The organism is Lacrimispora sp. (genome assembly GCF_032078915.1).
In the GTDB taxonomy this organism is placed as follows: Bacteria; Bacillota; Clostridia; order Lachnospirales; family Lachnospiraceae; genus Lacrimispora.
Genome location: NZ_DAMAUN010000134.1, coordinates 10,429 through 12,045 on the forward strand (window position 1 = coordinate 10,429; position 1,617 = coordinate 12,045).

The 1,617-nt window shown below is 41.6% G+C and carries 3 protein-coding genes; all 3 read left to right on the top strand.

All coding sequences use genetic code 11. The annotated features are described in order from the left end of the window. The first annotated feature begins 72 nt into the window (after window positions 1-72). The 3 genes from RT269_RS28190 (at window position 73) to RT269_RS28200 (ending at window position 1,492) form a co-directional block, all read left to right on the top strand. A complete protein-coding gene (locus tag RT269_RS28190) occupies window positions 73-432 on the top strand; it encodes a heavy-metal-associated domain-containing protein (protein ID WP_313187696.1) in 360 nt (119 codons plus the stop codon). Window positions 433-669: 237 nt separating this feature from the next. Continuing rightward, window positions 670-1,140 (top strand): NUDIX hydrolase, encoded by a 471-nt coding sequence (locus RT269_RS28195; RefSeq protein ID WP_313187698.1) that lies wholly within the window; start codon window positions 670-672, stop codon window positions 1,138-1,140. 16 nt (window positions 1,141-1,156) lie between these two features. Further along, complete coding sequence (locus tag RT269_RS28200; RefSeq protein ID WP_313187699.1) at window positions 1,157-1,492, top strand: cupin domain-containing protein; 336 nt, start codon at window positions 1,157-1,159, stop codon at window positions 1,490-1,492. The last annotated feature ends 125 nt before the right edge of the window (window positions 1,493-1,617 follow it).

Genomic DNA, 1,617 nt, shown 5'->3' on the forward strand with positions numbered 1-1,617 from the left:
GCTGGATTGGCTGGATTGGCTGGATTGGCTGGATTGGCTGGATTGGCTGGATTGGAAAGAGGAGGTTACAGGATGTCTACTGCAATTATTTGTGTGATTTTAATTGTTATTTGCTATTTTGGATTAAGAAGCACCATAAAAAGGTCGAAATATGGCTGCTGCGGAAGCGGCGGAAGCGAAGTGAAGAAAATTAAAGCTGCTGATAAAAATATTTCCCATTATACCTATACGAAAACCCTGGAGGTAGAAGGAATGACCTGCGGCAATTGCAAACAGAGAGTGGAGAATGAGTTTAATAGCCGGGAAGGATTATATGCTTCCGTGGATCTGAAGAAAAAACTGGCAGTCATACATATGAAAGAGCAGATGCCAGAGGATGAGCTGAAAGAGATGGTGAGAAAAGCAGGATATACTCCTGGGAAGATCAAATAAATGCATTGACTGGTATGACAGGATAAGCGGCTTGTACACCTTCGCATCTTACGGCATCATCAGGTCATAAGACATATGAAAAAAAGATTGATTGCAGTAAGTGGCGGACAAAGATGGTTTTATTTCGAATCCATGATTGTCTGCTGCTTTCTTGTTTTTATAGACCTAAATTATTAACAAATAGATTGTTTTTCCTTTTCATACATGGTAAGTTAATATCAGATAGGAGGGGATCTGATGATAAAAGTAACATTTTATGATTCTGTTGAAGATCATTTACTGGAGTATGCAGTCATTGCTTCACGGTATCAGAATAAATGGATATTCTGTAAGCACAAGAACCGGGACACCCTTGAAATCCCCGGAGGACACCGGGAAAAGGGGGAAGATATCGTAACGACTGCCAACCGGGAACTTTATGAGGAGACGGGAGCAATAGAATATATACTGAAGCCGGTCAGTGGATATTCGGTTCGGAATCTTGATGAGAACGAGGAGAATTCTAAAGAATCTTTTGGGATGCTGTTTTATAGTGAAGTTAAAGAACTTGGAGAAATGCCGCCGGGGTTTGAGATAGAAAAGATACGGCTATTGGATGAGATGCCTGATTCCCTGACGTATCCTGAGATCATGCCGGCATTGATGGATAGGATTCTTCTCTGTTTTCTTAATGGCCGGGTAGAAAAGCCACAGAAGCAAGGGAATTAAGATTAAGAAGGGCTGGATGAATATGATCATTAATTTTGACGAGATAGAGGAAACCATACTCCCCCGTTTTAACGGTGGAGAAAAAGAATTTAAGGCAAAAATGCTTGTAGATAAGAACAATAAGATTCTCTATGGAAAGCTGGAGCCGGGCGCATCCATAGGAATGCATACCCACGATACAAGCAGTGAAATCATATATTTTCTACAGGGAACAGGGAAAATGCTGTTTGACGGAGGAGAGGAAGACATACAGGCAGGACGGTGTCACTATTGTCCCAAGGGCTATGCTCACAGCATGATCAATGACAGCGGGGCTGACCTGATTTTCTTTGCGGTTGTGCCTCAGCAGTGACATACTTTTGTCGTATTTGAGATGGTACAATATATTGTAATCAAAAATAAAGGGCTGACGATGAGTCAGCCCTCAGACTGTAGACAAAACGGAGTTAGGATGCAAATCCTAACTCCATTTTTCTG